At 70.7% G+C, this 21558-nt stretch carries 20 protein-coding genes and 1 pseudogene; 8 read left to right on the top strand and 13 right to left on the bottom strand.

Going from position 1 to position 21558, the window contains the following annotated elements; all coding sequences use genetic code 11:
• Positions 1 to 53 precede the first annotated feature (53 nt).
• Entirely contained in the window at positions 54 to 1460 is a 1407-nt protein-coding gene (locus ABZS64_RS08695) for an FAD-dependent oxidoreductase (protein WP_355825092.1), read from the bottom strand.
• A 179-nt stretch (positions 1461 to 1639) separates the two neighbouring features.
• Here ABZS64_RS08695 and ABZS64_RS08700 point away from each other — a divergent pair, with 179 nt between their 5' ends.
• Positions 1640 to 2110, top strand: coding sequence for a GNAT family N-acetyltransferase (locus ABZS64_RS08700; RefSeq protein ID WP_355825095.1), 471 nt, complete (start codon positions 1640 to 1642; stop codon positions 2108 to 2110).
• 14 nt (positions 2111 to 2124) lie between these two features.
• Here ABZS64_RS08700 and ABZS64_RS08705 read toward each other — a convergent pair whose 3' ends face one another.
• The 4 genes and pseudogenes from ABZS64_RS08705 to ABZS64_RS08720 form a co-directional block, all read right to left on the bottom strand.
• A complete protein-coding gene (locus ABZS64_RS08705) occupies positions 2125 to 3135 on the bottom strand; it encodes a zinc-binding dehydrogenase (RefSeq protein WP_355825098.1) in 1011 nt (336 codons plus the stop codon).
• A 90-nt stretch (positions 3136 to 3225) separates the two neighbouring features.
• Positions 3226 to 3723 carry a hypothetical protein gene (locus ABZS64_RS08710; RefSeq protein WP_355825100.1) on the bottom strand — a complete coding sequence of 166 codons (498 nt, stop codon included), beginning with the start codon at positions 3721 to 3723 and terminating at the stop codon, positions 3226 to 3228.
• A 94-nt stretch (positions 3724 to 3817) separates the two neighbouring features.
• The gene (locus ABZS64_RS08715; RefSeq protein ID WP_355825417.1) at positions 3818 to 5359 is read right to left on the bottom strand and encodes a M4 family metallopeptidase; all 1542 of its coding nucleotides are present in this window, start codon (positions 5357 to 5359) and stop codon (positions 3818 to 3820) included.
• A gap of 273 nt (positions 5360 to 5632) precedes the next feature.
• Positions 5633 to 5725, bottom strand: a pseudogene (locus ABZS64_RS08720) (DNA-binding response regulator); the annotation flags it as partial.
• A gap of 36 nt (positions 5726 to 5761) precedes the next feature.
• On the opposite strand from ABZS64_RS08720, the gene ABZS64_RS08725 reads away from it, so the two are divergent.
• Positions 5762 to 7141: a M1 family metallopeptidase gene (locus ABZS64_RS08725; RefSeq protein WP_355825420.1), complete on the top strand. Its 1380-nt coding sequence runs from the start codon at positions 5762 to 5764 to the stop codon at positions 7139 to 7141.
• 57 nt (positions 7142 to 7198) lie between these two features.
• Here ABZS64_RS08725 and ABZS64_RS08730 read toward each other — a convergent pair whose 3' ends face one another.
• Positions 7199 to 7774: a TerD family protein gene (locus ABZS64_RS08730; protein WP_266547139.1), complete on the bottom strand. Its 576-nt coding sequence runs from the start codon at positions 7772 to 7774 to the stop codon at positions 7199 to 7201.
• Positions 7775 to 7917: 143 nt separating this feature from the next.
• Here ABZS64_RS08730 and arfB point away from each other — a divergent pair, with 143 nt between their 5' ends.
• Entirely contained in the window at positions 7918 to 8343 is a 426-nt protein-coding gene (gene arfB / locus ABZS64_RS08735; protein WP_355825104.1) for an alternative ribosome rescue aminoacyl-tRNA hydrolase ArfB, read from the top strand.
• Between the two features lie 107 nt (positions 8344 to 8450).
• On the opposite strand, the gene ABZS64_RS08740 is transcribed toward arfB, so the two are convergent.
• Complete coding sequence (locus ABZS64_RS08740; protein ID WP_355825107.1) at positions 8451 to 9005, bottom strand: flavin reductase family protein; 555 nt, start codon at positions 9003 to 9005, stop codon at positions 8451 to 8453.
• A 318-nt stretch (positions 9006 to 9323) separates the two neighbouring features.
• On the opposite strand from ABZS64_RS08740, the gene cdgB reads away from it, so the two are divergent.
• Entirely contained in the window at positions 9324 to 10964 is a 1641-nt protein-coding gene (cdgB, locus tag ABZS64_RS08745) for a diguanylate cyclase CdgB (RefSeq protein ID WP_355825110.1), read from the top strand.
• An 88-nt stretch (positions 10965 to 11052) separates the two neighbouring features.
• Positions 11053 to 12018: a CBM35 domain-containing protein gene (locus tag ABZS64_RS08750; RefSeq protein ID WP_355825113.1), complete on the top strand. Its 966-nt coding sequence runs from the start codon at positions 11053 to 11055 to the stop codon at positions 12016 to 12018.
• A gap of 20 nt (positions 12019 to 12038) precedes the next feature.
• On the opposite strand, the gene ABZS64_RS08755 is transcribed toward ABZS64_RS08750, so the two are convergent.
• The 5 genes from ABZS64_RS08755 to ABZS64_RS08775 all read right to left on the bottom strand — a co-directional run bounded on the left by ABZS64_RS08755 (position 12039) and on the right by ABZS64_RS08775 (position 17440).
• On the bottom strand, positions 12039 to 12905 hold the full coding sequence (locus ABZS64_RS08755) for a class II fructose-bisphosphate aldolase (RefSeq protein ID WP_355825115.1): 867 nt from the start codon (positions 12903 to 12905) through the stop codon (positions 12039 to 12041).
• Positions 12906 to 12959: 54 nt separating this feature from the next.
• Positions 12960 to 13886 (bottom strand): 1-phosphofructokinase family hexose kinase, encoded by a 927-nt coding sequence (locus tag ABZS64_RS08760; RefSeq protein ID WP_355825119.1) that lies wholly within the window; start codon positions 13884 to 13886, stop codon positions 12960 to 12962.
• A gap of 116 nt (positions 13887 to 14002) precedes the next feature.
• Positions 14003 to 15148: an N-acetylglucosamine-6-phosphate deacetylase gene (nagA, locus tag ABZS64_RS08765; protein ID WP_355825122.1), complete on the bottom strand. Its 1146-nt coding sequence runs from the start codon at positions 15146 to 15148 to the stop codon at positions 14003 to 14005.
• Positions 15148 to 16080 carry an ROK family protein gene (locus ABZS64_RS08770; protein WP_355825125.1) on the bottom strand — a complete coding sequence of 311 codons (933 nt, stop codon included), beginning with the start codon at positions 16078 to 16080 and terminating at the stop codon, positions 15148 to 15150. The genes nagA and ABZS64_RS08770 overlap by 1 nt, the downstream gene beginning before the upstream one ends.
• Positions 16081 to 16546: 466 nt before the next feature.
• A complete protein-coding gene (locus ABZS64_RS08775; RefSeq protein ID WP_355825128.1) occupies positions 16547 to 17440 on the bottom strand; it encodes a sugar isomerase in 894 nt (297 codons plus the stop codon).
• A gap of 328 nt (positions 17441 to 17768) precedes the next feature.
• Here ABZS64_RS08775 and ABZS64_RS08780 point away from each other — a divergent pair, with 328 nt between their 5' ends.
• Genes ABZS64_RS08780 through otsB form a run of 3 tightly spaced genes read left to right on the top strand, consistent with a single transcriptional unit; the run spans position 17769 to position 20137 of the window.
• Positions 17769 to 18992, top strand: coding sequence for a sugar ABC transporter substrate-binding protein (locus ABZS64_RS08780; protein WP_355825423.1), 1224 nt, complete (start codon positions 17769 to 17771; stop codon positions 18990 to 18992).
• A gap of 38 nt (positions 18993 to 19030) precedes the next feature.
• Positions 19031 to 19279 carry a DUF3263 domain-containing protein gene (locus ABZS64_RS08785; protein WP_355825131.1) on the top strand — a complete coding sequence of 83 codons (249 nt, stop codon included), beginning with the start codon at positions 19031 to 19033 and terminating at the stop codon, positions 19277 to 19279.
• 9 nt (positions 19280 to 19288) lie between these two features.
• Positions 19289 to 20137: a trehalose-phosphatase gene (otsB, locus tag ABZS64_RS08790; protein WP_355825134.1), complete on the top strand. Its 849-nt coding sequence runs from the start codon at positions 19289 to 19291 to the stop codon at positions 20135 to 20137.
• Here the strand turns inward: otsB and ABZS64_RS08795 are convergent.
• On the bottom strand, positions 20111 to 21511 hold the full coding sequence (locus ABZS64_RS08795) for a trehalose-6-phosphate synthase (protein WP_355825137.1): 1401 nt from the start codon (positions 21509 to 21511) through the stop codon (positions 20111 to 20113). The genes otsB and ABZS64_RS08795 overlap by 27 nt on opposite strands.
• Positions 21512 to 21558 lie beyond the last annotated feature (47 nt).

The raw sequence follows: 21558 nt of genomic DNA on the forward strand, positions 1-21558 counted from the left end.
CGGCCCTCGTCGGCCTGGGCTTTGTCATGCGCGAGGGCTGGATGCCGCAGGTGTCAGTGACGTCCCGCGATCCGGTCCGCGATCTTGGCTATGCGGTCCGTTTCCGCCGAGTGGGCCGCGGATTCGCGGCGGTCCGCCGTGCGGTAGGCCGCGTACATCGCCTGGACGCCCAGCCAGCGCAGGGGTTCCGGTTCCCATGCGCGGACCTTGTGGTTGACCCAGGGGAGCGTCGTGAGGTCGGTGCCGCCCGATTGGCCCGAGTCCTGTTGGATCAGGTCGCGCAGGGTGCGGGCCGCGAGGTTGGTGGTGGCCACGCCCGAGCCGACGTAGCCGCCTGCCCAGCCGAGGCCGGTGGAGCGGTCCAGGGTGACGGTGGCGCACCAGTCGCGGGGGACGCCGAGGACGCCGGACCAGGCGTGGTCGATGCGGACGCCAGCGGTGGTGGGGAAGAAGCGGACGAGGATGTCGCGGAGGGCTTCGACGGTCGCGGGCTGGGTGCGGTCTGTATTTCCGGCGGTGGCGGCGCGTGAGCCGTAGCGGTACGGGACGCCGCGGCCGCCGAGGGCGATGCGGTTGTCGGCGGTGCGCTGGGCGTACATGTAGGCGTGGGCCATGTCGCCGAGGGTTTCGCGGCCGTCCCAGCCGATGGTGTCCCAGACGGACTGGGGGAGCGGCTCGGTGGCGATCATGGAGGAGTTCATGGGGAGCCAGGAGCGCTTGTGGCCCTTGAGGTTCGCGGTGAAGCCCTCGGTGCAGCACAGGATGTAGGGGGCGCGGACCGTGCCGTAGGGGGTTACGGCGTGCTTGGGCTTGATCTCGGTGACGGGCGTCGATTCGTGGATGGTGACGCCCAGCGCCTCGACCGCCGCCGCGAGCCCCTTGACCAGTTTGACCGGGTGCAGGCGCGCGCCATGCGGGGTCCAGGTGGAGGCGACGGCGCCGGTGACGCGTATCCGGTCGGCGGTTTCGCGGGCGCCGAGCAGGACGCGGTCCTTCTCGCCGAAGGCGATCTCGACGGCGTGGAAGGCCTTGAGGCGGGTCAACTGGGCGGGGCTGTGGGCGACTTCGAGTACGCCGCCCTTGTGGATGTCGGCGTCGATGTTCTCTTCGGCGGCGACCCGGATGACCTCGTCGACGGTGTCGTTCATGGCCTGCTGGAGGCGGACGGCGGCGTCGTGGCCGTGGAGTCTGGCGTAGCGGTCGCGGCCGGCGATGCCGTTGTAGAGCCAGCCGCCGTTGCGGCCGGAGGCGCCGTAGCCGCAGAACTTGCCTTCGAGGACGGTGATGTTCAGGAAGGGGACGGCCTTTTTGAGGTAGTAGGCCGTCCACAGGCCGGTGTATCCGCCGCCGACGATGCAGACGTCCGCGGTGGCGTCGCCGGGGAGGGGCTCCCGGGGGACGGGGGTGCCTTCCTGTGCGTACCAGAACGAAATGCCGCCGTTGACGGTGCTCGTGCTCATGATGCCCCTGCTGCTCAGCTTGAGTGCGTGTGGCGGGAGGGTACTCGTTGGCCCTTTCATCGTCGTACGCAGGAGGGGTCGGCGCACGTTCGTCGGCGGTTGCCGGCAGCCGGGAGGGGCAGGTGTCCATTGGTCGGAAACTGCTGGCACGGCAGGGGCCGGGCGGGCACGCTGGCTTCATGATTCGTAACGCCACACCGGCCGATGTCCCCGAGATTCACCGTATGGTCCGCGAACTCGCCGAGTACGAGAAGTCCTTGGACGAGGCCCGCGCGAGCGAGGAGCAGCTGGCCGAGGCGCTGTTCGGGGAGCGGCCCGCCGCCTTCGCGCACATCGCGGAGACGGACGAAGGGGAGGTGGCGGGCTACGCGCTGTGGTTCCTGAACTTTTCGACGTGGACCGGCGTGAGCGGCATCTATCTGGAGGATCTGTATGTGCGGCCGGCGGTGCGCGGCGGCGGGCACGGCAAGGCGCTGCTGACCGAGCTGGCGCGGATCTGTGTGGAGCGCGGTTATGAGCGCCTCGAGTGGGCCGTCCTGAACTGGAACGCCCCGTCGATCGCCTTCTACCGCTCACTCGGCGCGAAGCCGCAGGACGAGTGGACGGTGTACCGGCTGACCGACGAGGCGCTGGCGTCGTTGGGCTCCTAGGACCGGACAGGGCTTTACGGGATCAGGACCACCTTGCCGATCGTGCCGCGCGTCTCCAGGGCGCGGTGGGCCGCGGCTGCTTCGGCGAGCGGGTAGCGCTGCACGGCGGGGCGCAGCCGTCCGGCCGCGGCCTCGGCGAGGGAGCGCTCTTCCAGTACGCGCACGTCTCCGCCCGCCTTCTGCAGCATCACCGGGCCGAGTACGCCTTCGGAGGTGATGCCGCGCTCGGCCAGCTCCTCCTCGGTGAAGGTCAGCGGGCCGCCGTCGTGCAGGCCCTCGCTCGACCAGCCGAAGACGAGGTGCTTGCCGCCCTTGCCGAGGAGGTCGACGGCGGCGCGGCCGGTCGCCCCGCCGACCGAGTCGAAGACGACGGTGGCCTTCCTGTCCTTGAGATGCGCGCCGAGATTCGCGCGGACCTGCTCGGGCCAGTCCGGCTGCTTGTAGTCGACGGCGAGGTCGGCGCCGTTGTCGGCGACCCGGGCCACCTTCTCCGGGCCGCCCGCCAGGCCGATCACGATCGCGCCGGCGTTCTTCGCGTACTGCACGAGGAGCGTGCCGATGCCGCCCGCCGCGGCCGGGACGATCGCGATGTCGTCGGGGCCGAGGTCGGTGAACTGCAGGATGCCCATCGTCGTACGGCCTGTCCCGATCATCGCGACGGCCTCGGCATCGTCCAGCCGCGCGGGGATCTCGTGGAGTCTGGCGGCGTCGGTGACGGCCAGTTCCGCGTAGCCCCCGGGATTCATGCCGAGGTGGGCGACGACCTTCTTGCCGAGCCATACCTCACCGACGCCCTCGCCGAGCCGGTCCACGGTTCCGGCGACCTCACGGCCGGGGATGGTGGGCAGTACGGCGGGGGCGGGGTAGGGGCCGGTCATGCCTTCGCGCAGGGCGGTGTCGAGGAGATGGACGCCGGCCGCGGCCACGGCGATCCGCACCTGGCCGGGGCCTGGGACGGGGTCTTCGGCCTGCTCGTACGTGAGGTTCTCGGCGGGGCCGTAGGCGTGGAGGCGGATGGCGTGCATGGGTGGCTCCCCTGGCGTGTGATCCGTACTGACGGGGAACACCCTTCAAGCTCAAGTTCGCTTGAGGTCAAGAGGCCGTCATCGGGGCTGTCACACGCGGGGGAAACGGGCCTGGATGTCCCACACCACCGGGTTGTCGGCGAGGCCCTCGTGCATGTCGGACAGGTCCGCGATCAGATCGTGCAGAAAATCGCGGGCCTCGCGGCGCAGCTCGGCATGGCTGAAGGTGAGCGGCGGCTCGTCGCCGGGCATCCAGTCGGCCTCCACGTCCACCCAGCCGAAGCGCCGCTCGAAGAGCATGCGGTCGGCGGACTCGGTGAAGTCCAGCTCGGCGTGCTGGGGTTTGGCGGCGCGGCTGCCGAGGGGGTCGCGGTCGAGCCGTTCGACGATGTCGCACAGGGCCCAGGCGAAGTCGAGGACCGGCACCCATCCCCAGGCTGTGGAAACCTCGCGGTCCTCCTTGGTGTCGGCGAGATAGACGTCGCCGCAGAAGAGGTCGTGCCGCAGGGCCTGGACGTCCGCGCGGCGGTAGTCCGTCTGCGGGGGGTCGGGGAAGCGGCGGGAGAGGGAGTAGCCGATGTCGAGCACGGGCTGATGGTGTCACGGGCCGCGCGGCGATGATCCGGCGCGGCCCGTGAGCACACGTCGTACGGCTTCGAAGTCGTACGACGTCACATCGGGGCTACTTCACGTTGATCGCGGTCCAGGCGGCCGCCACCGCCGTGTACTCCGCGCTGCCCGCCCCGTACAGGTCGCTCGTCGCCTGCAGGGTGGCTGTGCGCGCGCCCGCGTAGTTGGTGGACGAGGTCATGTACGTGGTGAGCGCCTTGTACCAGATCTTGTACGCCTTGACCCGGCCGATCCCGGTGACGGTGGAGCCGTTGGAGGTGGGGGAGTCGTAGCTGACGCCGTTAATGGTCTTGGCGCCGCTGCCCTCGGAGAGCAGGTAGAAGAAGTGGTTCGCCGGGCCGGAGGAGTAGTGCACGTCGAGCCGGCCGACGCTCTTGGACCAGTTGTCGGCGGAGTTGCCGTCGCGGCTGGGCTTGTCCATGTAGCGCAGCGGGGTGCCGTTGCCGCGGATGTCGATCTTCTCGCCGATGAGGTAGTCGCCGACGTCCGAGCCGTTGGCGGCGTAGAACTCGACCGAGGTTCCGAAGATGTCGGAGGTGGCCTCATTGAGGCCGCCGGACTCCCCGCTGTACTTCAGACCGGCCGTGGACGCGGTCAGGCCGTGGCTCATCTCGTGGCCGGCCACGTCGAGCGAGGTCAGCGGCTTGAGATTGCCCGCGCCGTCGCCGTACGTCATGCAGAAGCAGGCGTCGGACCAGAAGGCGTTGACGTACGCGTTGCCGTAGTGGACGCGGGAGTAGGCGGCGGCGCCGTCGCCCCTGATGCCGTTGCGCCCCAGCTCGTTCTTGTAGAAGTCCCAGGTCACAGCGGCGCCGTAGTGGGCGTCGACGGCCGCGGTCTGGCGGTTGGACGCGGTCCCGTTGCCCCAGGTGTCGTCGGGGTCGCTGAAGAGGGTGCCGGTGCCGTTGGTGCCGCCGTTCAGGTCGTACGTCTTGTGGCCGCCGCGGCCGGTGTCGGTCAGCGTGTACGAGGGCGCGGTGCCGAGCGTGACGGTGCCGCTGTACTGGCTGTTGCCGGTGCCGGTCTCGATGGCCTCGTACGCGTACAGCTCCTTGCCGGTGGCCGCGTCGGTGAGGACGTGCCGCTCGCTCGGGGTGCCGTCCTGCTGGACGCCGGTGACGACGGTCTCCCAGGCGAGGGTGGGCTTTCCGGTGGCCGCCCAGATCACCTTGCGGGCGGAGGAGGCGGCTTCGGACTTCGCGTCCGAGGCGGCGAGCGCCGACTTCTTCGCGGTGGCCACGGACACGGCGGGGGCCGTACTGGCCACGGCTATTCGGGCGTTGGTCGCCTTGGTCGTGGAGCGGGCGCCGGACTTCTTCTCGTGTACGACGAGGTCGCCGCCGATGACGGGGAGCCCTTCGTAGGTGCGCTCGTAGCGCGTGTGCACCGTGCCGTCCGCGTCGTTGACGACGTCCCGGACGACGAGCTTCTCCTTGCTCCCGAGGCCGATGGCTCCGGCGGTGGTGACCGCCTCTGCCTGGGCGTCCTTGAGCGCGGCCGAGCGCTGCGCGGAGGACAGTACGAGAGCGGTCGCTCCCTCTTCGCGGTCGGCCTGTGCATTGGCCGAGCCGCTCGTGAACGCGACGGCGACCATGGCGGCCGAGGCGATCAGGGCGGCGGCACGTGCGGTTCGCGCACGCTTGTGGGAGGGGGCGGTGTGGTGCGAGGACTGCAGGCGGGTCACGTGGACTCCTTCGCCAGTTGTGGGGGTAGCGGAGGAGAGAGTGCCAGCGAAAGATCGTTGTTGACAGGTCTGCAACAAACATTTGACCTTGAGTTGTCCGGAGGGCATACAACAGGGTCCGCTATACGGTGCGTTGGCGCGGTGGGCGGCATATGCGGTGCGGCCACCCCGGGCCGGGTGGGACTACGGCAGCAGCCGCTGTTCCTTCGCCACCGAGACCGCACCCGCCCTCGTGTCCACGCCCAACTTCGCGTAGATCCGGCTCAGATGCGCCTGCCGATTCGCGCCCCGCATAGGATCAAGTGCGTGGATATGCGAACTCTCGTACGCACCCTGACGCCCGCCGTCGCCCTGCTCCTGCTCGCGGGCTGCACCGACGGCGGCTCGGGCGTGCACGGCAAGCCGGGCGCGGCGGGCGTGCGTGACCCGCTCTTCCGCGGGCTCGGCAACGGCGGTTACGACGTCCAGCACTACGCCCTGACCCTCGACTACGACCCGGACACGAGCCATCTCCGGGGCACGGCCGAGATCACCGCCCGCGCCACCCAGGACCTGAGCGCCTTCAACCTCGACCTCCACGGGCTGAACGTCGAGAGCGCCACCGTCGACGGCGAGAAGGCCGCGGCCAACCGGGCGGGCGACGAGCTGACGCTGCGCCCGCACCGCGACATCGACAAGGGCAAGACCTTCCGTACGGTCGTCCGCTACTCCGGTGAACCGAAGACCGTCATCGACAAGGACAACTCGGAAGAGGGCTGGCTGCAGACCGGGAGCGGCGCCCTCGCGGTCGGCGAGCCCAGCGGCTCGATGGCCTGGTTCCCGGGCAACAACCACCCGAGCGACAAGGCCACGTACGACATCACGGTCACTGTGCCCAAGGGGCTGCAGGCGATCTCCAACGGAGAGCTGATGAGCACGGGCCCGGCGGGCGGGCGCACCAGGTTCGTCTGGAAGTCCAGGCAGCCGATGGCGAGTTACGTTGCCACGCTGGCGATCGGCGACTACGAGACGACGCCGTCCCGCACGTCCAGAGGCTTGCCGGTCCTCACCGCTGTCGACGCGGCCGTGGGGAAGCAGGGCGCGGAGCTGATCGCGCAAATCCCCGAGATCGTGGAGTGGGGGGAGACGAACTTCGGTCCGTACCCCTTCTCCTCCGCCGGTGTGATCGTTGTGCCGAAGGATGACATCGGCTATGCCCTGGAGACCCAGACCAAGCCCGTCATCCCGGTGGACCAGCTCCCGGAAACGCTCGTGCACGAGATCGCCCACCAGTGGTTCGGCAATTCCGTGACGCCCAAGTCCTGGAAGGACATGTGGCTCAACGAGAGCTTCGCGACGTACGCGGAGTGGATCTGGGACGAGGACTTCAACGACCAGCCGGCCCAGGAGAGCTTCGACGAGGCCTTCGCCGACGGGAAGAACTGGGCCTTCCCGCCCGCCGATCCGCCGTCCGCGGAGAAGGTCTCCGACGAACCGGTGTACGGCCGCGGCGCGATGGTCCTGCACAAGGTCCGTCAGGCGGTGGGCGACTACGCCTTCTTCGGGATCGTGGAGGGCTGGGCGGCGGAGCGCCGCCACGGCAACGCCTCCACCGCCGACTTCACTTCCTATGTGGAGAAGAAGTCCGGCAAGGACCTCACCGAGCTGTGGGACACCTGGCTGTACGGCAAGGACAAGCCCGCGAACCCATGAGCGCGGGGAGCCCCCGGCCGGGCGGCCGGGGGCTCCCTCTGCGCAGCGCTGCGTACGTCAGAGGTTGACGCCGAAGTCGCGGGCGATGCCCTCAAGACCCGAGGCGTAACCCTGGCCGACCGCGCGGAACTTCCACTCCGCGCCGTTGCGGTACAGCTCGCCGAAGACCATGGCGGTCTCGGTGGCGGCGTCCTCGCTCAGGTCGTAGCGCGCGAGCTCGGCGCCGCCCGCCTGGTTGACGATGCGGATGTAGGCGTTGCGCACCTGGCCGAAGTTCTGGCTGCGGGTGACGGCGTCGTAGATGGAGACCGGGAAGACGATCTTGTCGACGTCAGCCGGCAGTCCCGCCAGGTTGACGTTGATCTGCTCGTCGTCGCCACCGCCCTCGCCGGTGCGGTTGTCACCGGTGTGCACGATGGTCTGGTCCGGCGTCGCCTTGTTGTTGAAGAAGACGAAGTGGGCGTCGGAAGCGACCTTGCCGCCGGGGTTCACACCGATCGCGGAGGCGTCGAGGTCGAAGTCGGTGCCGGTGGTGGTACGGACGTCCCAGCCGAGGCCGACCGTGACGGCGGTCAGGCCCGGTGCCTCCTTGGTGAGCGAGACGTTGCCGCCCTTGGACAGGCTTACTGCCATTGGGAAGTCCCCTTCGTGGTCGACTGTGCGGGCTTCGAGCCTCGAAGCTACCGTCACCCGTCATAACGCAGGCAGGGGACTGTCAGGTTCCATCCGCGGAAAAGTGGGTGACGGGAGCGCGGTGGGCACGCGACCATGGACACATGTCCGGTCCTTACATCATCCGCGGTTCGGTCTCCCTGCCGGAGGCCGAGCTCATGTGGCGTTTCTCGCGGTCGTCGGGACCGGGTGGCCAGCACGTCAACACGAGTGACTCACAGGTGGAGCTCCGCTTCGACCTCGCGAGGACCGAGGCGCTGCCGCCGGTCTGGAAGGACCGCGCGCTGGAGCGGCTCGCGGGCCGGATGGTGGGTGGTGTGATCGCGGTCCGCGCGTCGGAGCACCGCTCGCAGTGGCGCAACCGGGAGACGGCGGCGGTGCGGCTGGCCGCGCTGCTCGCGGAGGCGACGGCGCCGCCGCCGAGGCCGCGCCGGGCGACGAGGATTCCCCGGGGTATCAACGAGCGGCGGCTGCGGGAGAAGAAGCAGCGCTCGGAAACGAAGCGCGGCCGCACGGGCCGCGACTGGTAGCCGCGCCGGCTCCGGACCGGCCCACCCCGCGTCCCGCGCGTCCCGGGTCGGGCCCGCGTCCCGCGCATCCCGGTCGGACGCGCGCGTCCCCTCCCGTACCGGAAACGTCAGCCCAACTGCCGGTAGCGGCCCTTGAAGTACGACAGCGGGTTGCCGTCTCCGCTCGGGAGGCCCACCGTCAGCACGCGGGCGATCACCAGCGTGTGGTCCCCCGCCTCGACTCGCTGCTCCGTACGGCACTCCAGCGTCGCGAGCGAGCCCCTCACCAGCAGCGCCCCGCTGACCTCGCCCCTCGTGTACGGGATGTCCTCGAACAGCAGCCGGTCGCTGACGCGGCCCTTCATCGCGAAGCGGCCCGCGATGTGCCGCTGGCTCTCCGAGAGCACCGAGACCGCCCACAGCGGCTGTTCGGTGAGCAGGTCGTCCATGCGGGAGCCGTTGCGCAGGCTCACCAGGACCAGCGGGGGGTCCAGTGACACCGACATGAAGGCCGTCGCCGTCATGCCGACGTCCTCGCCGCGCGGGCCGTCGTCCGGGTCGTGCGCGGTCACCAGCACCACACCCGCGGCCAGCCGGGACATGGCGGCACGGAACTCCTCGTTGCTCACCCCCTCAGCATGGGGGATGGCAACAGGGGCGGTAGCGGGGGTCGTCTGCAACACACGAGGAACGCTAGTCTCGGCCGTCCCGCGCCCGCATCGGGCCAGGGGACCAGCCAGGTCCTAGGACCGTCGTGACCGCACGCCGGACCCCCGTGGGTGCACAGCACACACCGTATTTGCGTTCAAGAAAGCGAGGGTCATTGCAGCCCGCGCAGGCAACCCGCCATCATCCACTGTGACTTGAGTCACAGAGTGCAGTATTTGTTGACCCTGTGTACCGAGTGGACAGCTCGCTGTGATTCAGTGGCCGTGATACCGCAACAAGAACGCCGATGAGAACCCTGGAGTTTGCTGTCGAGGTCTCGGGGAGAGCGAGCAATGGAGACCGAGTCGGAGCCCTACGTCCGTCTTGCGACCCTGCGGCAGCTGCACCAGGTGGTCGCGGACCTCAACACGGCCCGGAGCTTGGCCGACACACTGCAGACCGTGGCCGACGGAATCGTCGCAGGACTCGGCTACGAGCTGGCCTGCGTCAATCTCGTACGCCCCGACGGTGATCTCGTCGTCGCCGCATTCGCCGGCAGCGCCGCCGCGGAAGCCCTGATCACCGGCCGCGTCGGCTCCCGCCCGTCCTGGGAACGCCGTCTTTCGATGGGCGAGGCCTGGGGCGAGCTGCGCTTCATCCCGCACACCGAGGGCTGGGTGCTCATCGAGGACGACGTCCCGCAGTGGCACACCGAGGGCCCCGACCCGCGCTTCGAGGACGAGTGGCACCCGCAGGACCGGCTCTACGCGCCCATGTATGCATCGGGCGGCGGCCGCGAGCTCCTCGGCGTCATCTCCGTCGACCGGCCGCGCAACGGACGGCGGCCCGGACCCTGGGGCCAGGAAGCGCTCCAGATGTACGCGTCCCAGGCCGCGATTGCGATCAGCAACGCCCGCCTGCGAGCAAACATGCAGCGCGCCCTGGTCCGCCTGGAGCGTGAGCAGCAGGCCCTGCGCGCCAGTGAGGAGTCCTTCCGGCAGGCGTTCGAGTACGCGCCGAGCGGTATGGCCATCGCCGAGATGGGCGGCGACCAGCACGGCAGGCTGCTGCGCACCAATGACGCCCTGTGCCGGCTGCTCGGCAGACCCGCCTCCGCGATGCGCCGCTACTCCTTCGCGGATCTCGTCCACCCCGAGGACGTCGGCACTCTGCTGCGTACGTCTGCCGAGGGGGGCAGAGCCGAGCTGCGGCTCGGGCGGCGGGACGGGACGTATGTCTGGGTCTCGCTCCGTAACTCCGTCGTCGCGGACACCGCGGACGGCCCCCGGTTTCTGCTCACCCATGTCGAGGACATAGAGGACCGCAAGCGGCACGAGCTCCAGCTCGCGCACCGGGCCAGTCACGACGCACTCACCGGACTGCCGAACAGTGCCGAGCTGCGTGCCCGGCTCAGCGCGCGGCTGTGCGAGCGGCCGCAGACGGCGCGGGAGACGGCGATCGAGGCCCTGGACGCCGCGTACGGGGCGGACAGCGAGGGGATCTTCGGCAGCGACGGCTTCGACTTCGAGACCACCGGCGTGCCCTACGACCACCATGTCCACACGATCGCTCCCGACGGCGAGGCCGACGACGGGACGAAGGGGCTCGCGGTCCTCTTCTGTGATCTGGACGGCTTCAAGTCGATCAACGACCGGTTCGGGCACCAGACCGGCGACGCGGTGCTTGTGGAGGTCGCGCGCCGGCTCACGACCGGCGTACGCGACAACGACACCGTCGCCCGGCTCGGTGGTGACGAGTTCGTCGTGCTCGCCGACGGCCTGGGCGCGGCGGACGCCGCCGACCTGGCCGTACGCCTGCGGAACGCGATCATCCTGCCGATCCGGGTCGGCGGCCGCGGGGTCCGCGTAGGGGCGAGCTTCGGCATCGGCTGGGCGAGCTGCGGAATGTCCGTGGAAGAGGTCCTGCAGAGCGCCGACCAGCGGATGTACGTCGAGAAGCGGTCCCGTGCGAAGGTGCACCGGCGGGCCGGCTGAGGTCAACGGCACCCTATGGGTTACTCCGAACCGGGTAGGCTCGCCCGCGTCGGCGATGTGCTGACGACATGGTGAGGAGTGAATGGGGATGACGGCCGCGAACAACGGCGCGAGCACGCCCGAGGACGACGATCCGTTCGGCTACCTGTACGAGGACGGACGGGCAGCGGGTGCGACACCGCCCGGCCAGAGCCGCGGCTACGGCTATCCGGGTCCGGCCGCGCAGCCCGGCGTCCCCAGAACCTCGTACAACCAGGTCCGGACGGTCGGCGAGCGCCAGTACGGCCAGCAGGTCCCGCAGCAGCAGGCGTACGGGCAGCAGTCGTACGGGCAGCAGGGCCAGCCGACCGCGCAGTACGCGGCCCCCGAGACCTACCCCGGCGGCGCCCCCACCAGCCCGGTCCCGTCCCAGGGCGGCGGCCACGGCGGGGGACGCGGCGGCGGCCCCAACACCAAGGGCCTGCTGATCGGCGCGATCGCTGTGGTCGCGGTGGTCGTGATCGGCATCGCGGCGGCGCTGATGACGGGCGGCGGCGAGGACGACAAGGCGGGTCGGTCCGGCGGGACCGACGGCTCCAGCGCGGGCCAGTCGGTGAAGCCGAGCGATGACCCGTCCACGCCAAAGGACCCGAAGGAGCCGCTGCCGAAGCAGGACGCGGCGACGCTGCAGCTGGGTGCGCCTGCCGTGCTGGCCAAGGACATCGAGGGTGCGGAGGGTGCCGGCGGCGCGTTCGTCACCGGCTTCAACGCGGTGGGCGCCTCGGTCACCTGGAAGGCGAACATCAAGGAGGCCGGTGGGTATCGGCTGTATGTGCGCTACGCCATCCCGGCGCAGGACGCCAATGCCACGCTGACGGTCAACGGCAAGGCGAACACCAACCCGCTGGGTCTGAAGAACTTCATCCACTCCACGGACCCGGCCTGGGACAAGAACTGGCAGACCACGTGGGCGCCGGTCAACCTCAAGCAGGGCGAGAACGAGCTCAAGATCTCCTGCGAGCAGGGCAACCAGTGCAACGTGATCCTCGACTGGCTCGAGGTCAAGGACGGCTGACCAGCCTCAGGAACGGCTGATCAGCCGCTGATCGTCCGCAGGCTGATCGTCTGCAGGAACCCCGCCACCGTCCCGGCCATCGCCTCGCGAGCCGGGGCGAGGTATTTCCGGGGGTCCACCGATTGCGGGTCGGTCTCCAGGAAGGCCCGGACCGCGGCCGTGAAGGCCGTGTTCAGGGCCGTTCCGACGTTGATCTTGACCATGCCCGAGGCGACCGCGCGGCGGATTTCCTCGTCCGGGACGCCCGAGGAGCCGTGCAGGACCAGCGGGACCGGGACCGCGTCGCGCAGGTGGGCGACCAGGGCGTGGTCAAGGGCCGCCGTGCGCTCCGTCATCGCGTGGGAGGAGCCGACCGCGACGGCCAGGGCGTCCACGCCCGTGGCGGCGACGTAGGCCGCCGCCTCGGCCGGGTCGGTGCGGACGCCCGGGGCGTGGGCGTCGAGCGGGGCCTCGCCCTCCTTGCCGCCCACCTTGCCCAGTTCCGCCTCGATCCAGATGCCGCGTTCGTGTCCCCAGCGCACGGCGTCCGCCGTGGCGCGGACGTTCTCGTCGTACGGCAGCTTCGAGGCGTCGAACATCACCGAGCTGAAGCCCTCGTCGTCCGCCGACCTCAGCAGGCGCACGGAGACGACATGGTCCAGGTGGAGGGCGAGCTGCGCGCTGGACGCCTGGGCCACGGCGGCTGCTGCGGCGGCGATGGCGGAGACCTGTCCGCCGTGGAACTTCACGGCGTTCTCGGAGATCTGCAGGATCGCGGGCTCGCCGGCCTGCTCGGCGCCGGCGGCGATCGCCTCGGCGTGCTCCAGCGTGATGACGTTGAAGGCGGCGATGCCGCGGCCGTCGGCCGCGGCGGCCGAGACGAGTTCACCGGTGCTGACGAGTGGCATGGTCCATCCCCATTCCCGGGCGGCTGAGCCCGATTGTGCGCTTGCTGCGGGCTTTCACGCCGCGGTCACGCGTTCGGTCACCGCGATCCGCGGCACAAGCTCCTCGTACGCGGCGGCGTCGAACTCGCCCGCCGCCGGGGCCAGTACGGTCGCCGCCGACAGTGCCACAGCGCGGGCGAGCCTGTCCGGCCACGAAAGCGCCTCCACGAGCCCGGAGAGCAGCCCGGCCACTGCCGAGTCGCCCGCGCCCGTCGGGTTGCCCTTCACCGGCGCGGGCGGGGCCGCCTGCCAGACACCGTCCGGGGTGACCGCGAGGACGCCGTCCGGGCCGAGCGAGGCGACCACGCTGTGCGCGCCGCGGCGGCGGGCGTCACGGGTGGCGCGCAGCGGTTCGCGGGAGCCGGTGAGCCGGGCGAGCTCCTCGGCGTTCGGCTTGACCAGGTCGGGGCGGGCGGCGATGCCGCGGCGCAGTGGTTCGCCGCTGGTGTCCAGGAGCACGGGGACCTCGGCGCCGCGGGCCCGGCGGATCAGTTCGGCGTACGCGCCCACATGGATGCCTGGCGGAAGGCTGCCGCACAGGGCGACGGCGTCGGCTCCGCGCAGCAGGGAGTCGTACGAGGAGAGGAACGCCGCCCATTCCTCGGCGGTGACGGTGGGCCCCGGCTCGTTCAGCTGGGTCGTGTCGCCGCTCGCGTCGTCGGCCACGGCAATCGTGCGGCGGGTGGTCCCGGCGATCGGGACGAGCGCGTCGTGCGGTGCGAGCGGGGCCAGCAGATCGCGCAGTACGGCTCCGACGGGCCCGCCCGCGAAGCCGGTGACGACGCTCTCGTGGCCCAGTGCGGACAGCACGCGGGCGACGTTGAGGCCCTTGCCGCCGGGGCGTTCGCGGACCTCGCTGACGCGGTGGCTGGCGTGCGGCGTCAGCGCCGGGACCCGGTACGTGATGTCGAGAGCGGTGTTGAGCGTGACCGTCAGGATCACCCGTACACACCCCCGGAGAACGCGTTTGCCGTGCTCGTACGGGCCCTGATCATGCCAAACGGAAAGCGGATGGCCCAGACCCCCGGGCCAACCGCCTTGAGTGACTTGCGTAGAAATCACCCTACTTGCGGCTCAATCACCCATTCGCCCTTGCGCATCACGCCCTTGAGCGTGAACTCGGCGTCGAGTACCACCAGGTCGGCGTCCTTGCCCGGCTCCAGCGAGCCGACCGTGTCGTAGGCGCCCAGCAGCCTCGCGGGATTGGCCGAGATGGCCTGGACGACGTCCTCCACCGGCAGCCGGTCGATGGTGACCGCGCGCCTGAACGCGGTGTCGAGCGTGAGCGTCGAGCCCGCGATGGAACCGCCCTCGACCAGCCGCGCGACGCCCTCCTTGACCTCGACTGCGAGCGGGCCGAGCTGGTAGCGGCCGTCGCCGAAACCTGCCGCGTCCATGGCGTCGGTGATGAACGCGACGCGGGCCGCGCCCGCGCGGTGGAAGGCGAGTTCGAGGGCGGCGGGGTGCAGATGCGTGCCGTCGTTGATGAGCTCGACCGTGATCCGCTCGTCCTCCAGGAGCGCGGCGATCGGTCCCGGAGCGCGGTGGCCGAGCGCGGGCATCGCGTTGAAGAGATGCGTCGCCACGGTCGCGCCCGCATCGATGGCCTCGACGGTCTGCTCGTACGTCGCGTCCGTGTGGCCGATCGCGGCGATCACGCCGTGCTCCGCGAGGAGGCGTACGGAGTCGATGCCGCCGGGGAGTTCGGTGGCGAGGGTGACCATCTTCGCCGTACCGCGTGCGGCGTCGATCAGCTTGCGCACCTCGGCCGGATCGGGGTCGCGCAGCAGCTCCTCGCTGTGGGCACCCTTGCGGCACGGGGAGATGAAGGGGCCCTCGAAGTGGATGCCCGCGAGGTCGCCCTGCTCGACCAGCTCGGACAGGAAGCCCGCGCGGTGGGCGAGGAAGTCCATCTCGCCGGTGACGGTGGAGGCGACGAGGGTGGTCGTGCCGTGCTCGCGGTGGGTCCGTACGCCCTTGAGCACGTCCTCGGCGCTGCCGGAGGTGAACGAGGCGCCGCCGCCGCCGTGGTTGTGGATGTCGACGAAGCCGGGGACGACCCAGTGGCCGGAGAGGTCGTGCGATGCCGCGTCGGCCGGCGCGGCGCCGACGATCTTCGTCCCCTCGACGATCACCCGTCCGTTCTCGACGGTTCCGGTGGGCAGTACCACCCGGGCGCCCGTGAGAACCATGCGGTCGGCCATCAGCCGGTTACCTCCGTGTCGAGTAGATCCCAGGCGAGCAGCCCTGCGCCCAGGCATCCGGCGGTGTCCCCGAGGGCCGCCGGGACGATGGCGGGCAGCTTCTGGAACGTGACTCGTTCCTCGACCGCGGCCCGAAGTGGTGTGAACAAGGTTTCCCCTGCCTCGGCGAGACCGCCACCGATGATCAGGGTGCGGGGGTCCAGCAGGGTGAGCGCGGTGACGAGTCCGGCGGCGAGGGCGTCGACGGCGTCGAGCCACACGGCCACGGCTTTCGGATCGCCCGAGGCGACGGCCTTGGCGCAGTCGGCGGCGTCGGCGTCCGGGTCGCCGCTCGCCTTCGCCCACGCGCGGGTCACCGCGGCGGCGGAGGCGAGGGTCTCCAGGCAGCCGCGCTGGCCGCAGCCGCAGGCAGGGCCGTCGGGGCGGACGACGATATGGCCGATCTCACCGGCGTATCCGTGGGCGCCGGCCTCGATCTGCCCGGCGATGCCGATGGCACCGGCGATCCCGGTACCGAGCGGCACGAACAAGAACCGGTCGGCGCCCTTGCCCGCGCCGATGCGCCCCTCGGCGAGGCCGCCGGTGCGGACGTCGTGGCCGAGGGCGACGGGGGCGCCGTGGAGTCGCTCGCTGAGCAGCCGGCGCATCGGCACGTCGCGCCACCCGAGGTTGGCGGCGTACACCGCGATCCCGTTCTCGGCGTCGACGATGCCGGGGACGGCGACGCCGGCGGCGAGGGCGCTCTCGCCGAGGTGCTCCTCGCCGTACGCGCGTAGCTCGCCGGCGAAGCCGATGATCGACTCGACGACGGCGTCGGGCCCGCGCTCACGCGCGGTGGCGCGACGGGCCTCGTACAGCAGGGTGCCGTCGGCCGCGACGAGGGCGGCCTTCATGCCGGTGCCGCCCACATCGAGGGCGATGACGTGTCTCACGTGGACAGTCTGGCGGGTGGACGGGGGAAAGGTCTAGTCCACTGCGACGGATTGTTGCGCGCCCATACAAACGGCGGAGTGGTTTTCCCCCACCCGCCCCTTCCCGAAACTGGGGGCAAGCCCCAGACCCCGGGGCGAGGGATGCGGGGGCTGAAGCCCCGCACCCCTTGCGGCAGCTTCGCGCCGCGCCGGCCCGGGTGGGTGACCTGGGGTGCTCCGCGGCGAAGCCGCCGAAGCGCCGAGGGCGTGAGGGCGTCAGCCCTCACGTACCCCTCCTGCGGGGGGCCCGGGGCGCAGCCCCCCACGCGGCGGAGCCGCAAAATGTCACAGCGGGAAGGGGCGGGGAGGGGATCAGCCCCGCGCAGCGGCTACCGCCGCGGAGTGAAGGACGGGGGGCCGACGCCCCGCGCCCCGCGGCACGGGCAGTCCGAGCAGCCCGGACCGCCCCGCGCCCCGGACCGGCCCGTCAGGAAAGGATCACGCTCCGCGTCAGATTCCTCGGCCGGTCCGGGTCGAAGCCCTTCGACTCCGCCAGCGTTACCGCCAGGCGCTGCGCGCGGATCAGGTCCGCCAGCGGGTCCGCCTCCTGGCGGGCCACCAGGGTGCCGCCCACCCGGGCCACGTCGACCGACAGGCCCTCCGGGAGTGCGCCGAACACCCAGGCCACGCGGCCCGGGCCGGTGATCGAGATCGGGCCGTGGCGGTACTCCATCGCCGGGTACGACTCCGTCCACGCGCCCGCCGCCTCGCGCATCTTCAGGCCCGCCTCCAGCGCAAGGCCGTACGTCCAGCCGCGGCCCAGGAACGTCCACTGCTCCGCCCCGACCACCGCGTCCGGCAGCGGCTCCGTGATCGCGAGCTCCGCGTCGACCGCCGCCTCGGTGACGGATTTCACGCCGGGCAGGTCACCGAGTCCGGCCCGCAGAAAGGCAAGCGCGGTCGTGGCGAAACGGGTCTGGACGACCGACTCCTCGTCCGCCCAGTCCAGCACCGCCACCGCGTCCGCCGCGTCCATGACGGGGGTCTTCGGGTCCGCGGTCAGGGCCAGCGTGGGGACCTTGCCGCGGAGGGCGGACAGCAGGTCCAGGACCTCCGTCGTCGTGCCGGAGCGGGTGATCGCGACGACCCGGTCGTAGGACCGCCCCGCAGGGAACTCCGACGAGGCGAACGCGTCGGTCTCGCCCAGCCCCGCCGCCTCCCGCAGCGCCGCGTACGCGATCGCCATGAACCAGGACGTGCCGCACCCGGTGACGGCGACCCGCTCCCCCGGCTGTGGCAGCCCTTCGAAGGCGGCCGCGGCCTCGGCCGCTCGGCGCCAGCAGGCGGGCTGGGTGGCAATCTCTGCTGCGGTACGGGACATGCGACAGGGCTCCTCGCGACATACGCGTAACTCGGGACCGGCATCGACCACTTCGTGCCAAGGGACGTGCTTAGCAGCCCGCGGCGTGCCCGGGCAATGCCTGCCCGGCCGGGCACGGACGTCACGGAAGTGGCCCCGGGACTGACGTTGCGGAAGTGATATGCAGTGGAGTAGACCTCATACCTCCGGATGGTGGAAAATCGCAGCTCATCTCACAGGACGTCGCGGGGGACCGACTGGGACAAGACGGGCAACCAAAGCAGAGGGTGGGGGAAGAGCTGTGCATCAGCGCTTCTTGGGTCTGACCGCGGCGCTCGCCGCACTGGGCATGACGGCGGCTCTCGCGGGCTGTGGCACAACCAGCGGTTCCGGCGATGTCACCCTCAAGCTGGTGGCGGCCGACTACGACGTGTCCGGCGGCCAGAGCAGCAAGAAGTACTGGGCCGACCTCAGCGCCGCGTTCGAGAAGCAGAACCCCGGCATCAAGATCGACGTCCAGATCGAGTCCTGGAACGACATCGACCGCAAGGTCGGCGAGATGGTCAAGGCCGGCAAGGCCCCGGACGTCGCCCAGATCGGCGCGTACGCCGACTACGCCGCGGCCGACAAGCTGTACTCCGCCGACCAGTTGCTCTCCATACCCGTGCAGTCCAACTTCCTCGGCCCGCTCACCGACGCCGGTGAGATGAAGCGCGTCCAGTACGGACTGCCGTTCGTCGCCTCCACCCGGCTGCTCTTCTACAACAAGAAGCTCTTCAAAGAGGCCGGGATCAAGGAGACCCCCAAGACCTGGGACGACCTCGTCGAAGACGCGGAGAAGCTGAAGGACAACACCGACGCGAAGTACCCCTTCGCGCTGCCGCTGGGTCCTGAAGAGGCCCAGGCCGAGACCATGATGTGGCTGCTCAGCGGTGGTGACGGCTACACCGACACCACCGGCAACTACGCCATCGACTCCGAGCAGAACGTCGCCACCTTCAACTGGCTGAAGACGAAGCTGGTCGACAAGAAGCTCACGGGCCCTGTCGCCCCCGGCAAGCTGAACCGCAAGGACGCCTTCGCCGCCTTCACGCGCGGCGAGGTCGGCATGGTCAACGGCCACCCCTCCCTGATGCAGGCCGCAGCGAAGGCCAATATCGACGTCGGCAAGGTGCCGTTGCCCGGCACCACCGGCAAGGCGAAGGCGGCGATGGGCGTCGCCGACTGGATCATGGGCTTCAAGCAGAACGGCCACCGCGTCGAGATCGGCAAGTTCCTGGACTTCGTCTTCAGCGACAAGAACGTCCTCGACTTCGCCGGCCAGAACGACCTGCTGCCGGTGACGGTCTCCGCCTCCGAGGCGATGGCCGCGGACCCCGAGCACCAGGACCTCAAGGAGTTCCTGGAAGAGCTCCCCACCTCGGTGCTTCCGCCCGTCGGCAAGACCTCATGGGCGGCCGTCAGCGAGAACATCAAGAAGAACGTCGGACAGGCTGTGGAGCCGGGCGCCAACCCGGCTGATGTTCTCGGCCGCATCGCCCGCGCCGCCACCGTCAAGGAGAACGCCGAGTAGTCCCGGCGGTCCGCGGCAGAGAACAACCCGTCGCCGATATGTTGGATCGTATGACCGACGACCAGGCGCTCTCCGAGCGTGACCGTGCCGTACTGGCCATGGAGCACCGCTCCTGGCCGGGGCCCGGCGCGAAGGAGAGGGCCATCAGGGAACAGCTCGGCATCTCCCCGGTCCGCTACTACCAGCTTCTCAACGCCCTCATCGACGACGAGCGCGCCCTCGCCCACGACCCGGTCACGGTCAACCGGCTCCGCCGTGTCAGGGACGCGAAACGAAGTCGCCGATAGGGTCGGTCCATGGGCAGCTCCCCGTACCCGCATCCCCTGCCGACGCCGTCCACCCCCGCCGGCCGTGACGGTCTGGCCGCGATTTTCGCCCGGCCGCAGAAAGCCGTCGTCGCCCTCGACTTCGACGGCACTCTCGCCGAGATCGTGCCCGACCCCGAACAGGCCCGCGCCCACCCCGGCACCGTCCCGGCGCTCGCCGCGCTCGCGCCACGTATCGCATCCGTCGCCGTGGTCACGGGACGCCCCGCGGGTGTCGCCGTCCGGTACGGCGGCTTCGCCGGAGTGCCGGGCCTGGACCATCTCGTCGTCCTCGGTCACTACGGCGCCGAGCGCTGGGACGCCGTGTCCGGCACGGTCAAAACGCCGGCCCCGCATCCCGGTGTCGCGGCCGCCCGCGCCGAACTCCCCGGATTCCTCGACGACATCGGGGCGTGGCAGGGCACCTGGATCGAGGAGAAGGGCCAGGCCGTCGCGGTCCATACGCGCCGCGCCTCCGACCCGCAGGCCGCCTTCGACGCCCTGCGCGATCCGCTCGCCGAGCTCGCCGCCCGCCACGGACTGATCGTGGAGCCGGGCCGTATGGTCCTGGAGCTGCGCCCGCCGGGCATGGACAAGGGCGTGGCGCTTGCCGAGTACGTACGCGAAGTGGAGGCCGAAGCCGTCCTCTACGCCGGGGACGACCTCGGGGATCTGCCCGCCTTCGCCGCCGTCGAAAAGCTCCGCTCGGACGGCATCCCCGGCCTGCTGGTGTGCAGCGGCAGCGCCGAGGTGCCGGAGGTCGCGGACCGCGCCGACCTGCTGCTGCCGGGTCCGGCGGCGGTCGTGGAGTTCCTAGGAGCCCTCGCGCAGCGCCTGTAGCTGGTCGAGGAACCACTGCTGCGGCGGCAGCGCGGTCGCCGCGGCCGCCAGCCGCTTGGTGCGGTGGGCCCGTTCGTCGTGGGGCATGGTCAGCGCCTGGTGCAGCGCGTCGGCGGTGCCGGTCACGTCGTACGGATTGACCGTGACCGCGTCCTCGCCCAGTTCCTCGTGCGCTCCCGCCTCACGCGACAGCACCAGCGCACAGCCGTCGTCGGAGACGACGGGGATCTCCTTGGCGACCAGGTTCATACCGTCCCGGATGGGGTTGACCAGGGCGACGTCCGCCAGCCGGTACGCGGCCAGGGAGCGGGCGAAGTCGTCCTTCACATGCAGGACGACCGGGCTCCATGTCTCCGACCCGTACGTGGAGTTGATCTCGTCGGCGACGCGCTGGACCTCGGCCGTGTACTCGCGGTAGACCGCCAGGTCCTGCCGCGAGGGGTACGCGAAGGCGACGTGGACGACCCGCTCCCGCCATTCGGGCCGGGTTTCCAGCAGGTGCCGGTAGGCGAGCAGCCCGCGCACGATGTTCTTGGACAGTTCGGTGCGGTCCACGCGCACGATCGTCTTTCGCCCGGGGCCCACCTGTTCGCGCAGCGCGGCCAGCCGCTCCTCCACGTCGGGCCGGTGTGAGCGCTCCCGCAGGAAGTCCGCGTCCGCGCCGAGACCGTGCACCCCGATCCGGGTGCCAGAAGGGATGCCGGGGCCAAGCACGGTGTGGCAGCAGTCGGTGAAGGCATCCGCCCAGCGGTGGGTGAGGAACGCCGCCCGGTCGGCGCCGAGGATGCCGCCGAGCAGCTGGGCGGCGATGTCGTCGGGCAGCATCCGGAAGTAGTCGACGGGTGCCCACGGCGTGTGCGAGAAATGGCCGATACGCAGGTCGGGGCGGTGGGCGCGGAGCATCCGGGGCACCAGCGCCAGGTGGTAGTCCTGCACCAGGACGTCGGCGCCCGGCGCGGCCTCCTCGGCCAGGGCCTCGGCGAAGGCGCGGTTGTAGGCCTCGTACGAGGCCCACTGGCGGCGGAACTCCGCGTCGAAGACCGGCTCGAGCGGCGTCTGGTAGAGCATGTGGTGCACGAACCACAGCACGGAGTTCGCGATCCCGTTGTACGCGTCGGCGAACACATCGGCGTCGATGTCGAGCATCCGCACCCCGGGCTCGGCCACCCCGCGCCGTACCGCCTCGCGGTCGCCGTCGCTGAGGGCGGCGCACACCCACACCGAGTCCGACTCGGAGTCGATCGCGGACAGACCGGAGACCACACCGCCCCCGCCGCGGCGGGCGTCCAGCGAACCGTCCTGCTGACGCGTGTATGTGACCGGGCCGCGGTTCGACGCGACAAGGATCTGGGCGGCAGGCTGCTGGGAGACCATGTGCCGAAACCTAGCCCTTCCTGTAAACCCTCAAACGTGCGTACGGC

The sequence above is a fragment of the Streptomyces sp. NPDC005408 genome (genome assembly GCF_040606445.1).
Classification (GTDB): domain Bacteria; phylum Actinomycetota; class Actinomycetes; order Streptomycetales; family Streptomycetaceae; genus Streptomyces.

What these genes read in the sequence shown, in the direction of transcription:
- cdgB (WP_355825110.1), top strand. Translation starts at nt 9,324, where the DNA reads ATGGAGACCGAGTCGGAGCCCTACGTCCGTCTTGCGACCCTGCGGCAG.
- ABZS64_RS08780 (WP_355825423.1), top strand. Translation starts at nt 17,769, where the DNA reads ATGACGGCGGCTCTCGCGGGCTGTGGCACAACCAGCGGTTCCGGCGAT.
- ABZS64_RS08725 (WP_355825420.1), top strand. Translation starts at nt 5,762, where the DNA reads ATGCGAACTCTCGTACGCACCCTGACGCCCGCCGTCGCCCTGCTCCTG.
- nagA (WP_355825122.1), bottom strand. Translation starts at nt 15,148, where the DNA reads ATGGCCGACCGCATGGTTCTCACGGGCGCCCGGGTGGTACTGCCCACC.
- ABZS64_RS08715 (WP_355825417.1), bottom strand. Translation starts at nt 5,359, where the DNA reads ATGGTCGCCGTCGCGTTCACGAGCGGCTCGGCCAATGCACAGGCCGAC.
- ABZS64_RS08795 (WP_355825137.1), bottom strand. Translation starts at nt 21,511, where the DNA reads ATGGTCTCCCAGCAGCCTGCCGCCCAGATCCTTGTCGCGTCGAACCGC.
- ABZS64_RS08695 (WP_355825092.1), bottom strand. Translation starts at nt 1,460, where the DNA reads ATGAGCACGAGCACCGTCAACGGCGGCATTTCGTTCTGGTACGCACAG.
- ABZS64_RS08750 (WP_355825113.1), top strand. Translation starts at nt 11,053, where the DNA reads ATGACGGCCGCGAACAACGGCGCGAGCACGCCCGAGGACGACGATCCG.
- arfB (WP_355825104.1), top strand. Translation starts at nt 7,918, where the DNA reads ATGTCCGGTCCTTACATCATCCGCGGTTCGGTCTCCCTGCCGGAGGCC.
- ABZS64_RS08700 (WP_355825095.1), top strand. Translation starts at nt 1,640, where the DNA reads ATGATTCGTAACGCCACACCGGCCGATGTCCCCGAGATTCACCGTATG.
- ABZS64_RS08785 (WP_355825131.1), top strand. Translation starts at nt 19,031, where the DNA reads ATGTTGGATCGTATGACCGACGACCAGGCGCTCTCCGAGCGTGACCGT.
- ABZS64_RS08705 (WP_355825098.1), bottom strand. Translation starts at nt 3,135, where the DNA reads ATGCACGCCATCCGCCTCCACGCCTACGGCCCCGCCGAGAACCTCACG.
- ABZS64_RS08775 (WP_355825128.1), bottom strand. Translation starts at nt 17,440, where the DNA reads ATGTCCCGTACCGCAGCAGAGATTGCCACCCAGCCCGCCTGCTGGCGC.
- ABZS64_RS08730 (WP_266547139.1), bottom strand. Translation starts at nt 7,774, where the DNA reads ATGGCAGTAAGCCTGTCCAAGGGCGGCAACGTCTCGCTCACCAAGGAG.
- otsB (WP_355825134.1), top strand. Translation starts at nt 19,289, where the DNA reads ATGGGCAGCTCCCCGTACCCGCATCCCCTGCCGACGCCGTCCACCCCC.
- ABZS64_RS08755 (WP_355825115.1), bottom strand. Translation starts at nt 12,905, where the DNA reads ATGCCACTCGTCAGCACCGGTGAACTCGTCTCGGCCGCCGCGGCCGAC.